Origin of the sequence: uncultured Fretibacterium sp. (assembly GCF_938040765.1) — a bacterium.
Classification (GTDB): domain Bacteria; phylum Synergistota; class Synergistia; order Synergistales; family Aminobacteriaceae; genus CAJPSE01.
In genome coordinates this window covers 1-1,064 of sequence record NZ_CALIAA010000052.1, presented here as the reverse complement: position 1 = coordinate 1,064, position 1,064 = coordinate 1, and the positions used below count along the sequence as shown (strand labels likewise).

1 protein-coding gene is annotated in these 1,064 nt (G+C 65.1%); it reads left to right on the top strand.

Translation table 11 applies throughout. From position 1 onward, the window contains the following. The coding region (locus Q0176_RS01905) for an efflux RND transporter permease subunit (protein WP_299298649.1) at positions 1 to 1,064 on the top strand (1,064 nt) is incomplete at both ends.

Here is a 1,064-nt window from a genome sequence, read left to right as displayed (position 1 = left end):
TGCAGCTCGCGCTGCCCCAGCTTCCCGCCGAGGTGGTGGCCCGCGGGCTCTCGGCCTCCTCCATGGCCATGTCGCCCATCGCTCAGCTGAGCCTGGTCTCCCCCGGGGGGACCCACAGTTTACTGGAGCTCAACGACTACATGAAGAACAACGTCAAGGACGCCATCGACCGGATTGACGGCGTCGGGGATACGTTCCTCATCGGCTCGGGCCGGAGCCTCCGGATCTGGCTGAACCCGGATCGGATCGCCAACCTGGGGCTCTCGCCGGACGACGTGGTGGCTTCGATACGCAGCCAGAACCGTCAGGCGGCCCTCGGGGCCGTGGGGCGGGCGCCGGATAACGAGGAAACCCCGATGGCCTATTCTCTCGAGGCCAAGGGACGTCTCGTGGACGTCGAGGATTTTCGGAACGTGGTGGTGCACACGGCGCATGACGGCAGCCGGGTCACCCTGGGGCAAATCGCACGCATCGAGGTCGGGGCCGAGGGGTATGGCCTCGAGGGATACGTGAACGGCGCTCCGTCGTCAAGCCTGAAGATCAGCCAGTCGCCGGGGTCCAATGCCTTCGACGTCATGAAGGCCATCAGGGCCCGGATCGCCCGGCTGGAACGGGACTTCCCCGACGACATGGAGATGGACGTCGTCTACGACGCCACGGCCTTCGTCAGGGCGTCTCTGAAGGAGATCGTCGCGACCCTGGCGCTCACCTGCCTGCTGGTGGCGGTCGTCTGCTATCTGTTCCTCCAGAGCTGGAGGACGACCTTTGTGCCCGTGGCAGCCATTCCCGTCTCCGTCCTGTTCGCCCTCGCCGGGCTGTCGGTGCTCGGGTACAGCCTCAACATCCTCACTCTGTTCGGATTCATCCTGGTGATCGGCACGGTGGTGGACGACGCCATCCTCGTGGTGGAACGGGTGCAGTTCATCATGAAGCGGGACGGGACCGATTCCCGGTCGGCGGCTATTCGCGCGATGGAGGACATCGCGACGCCCATGATCGCCACGACGCTGGTGTTTTTGGCCATCTTCGTGCCCGTGGCCTTCATGAAGGGGATGACCGGCATC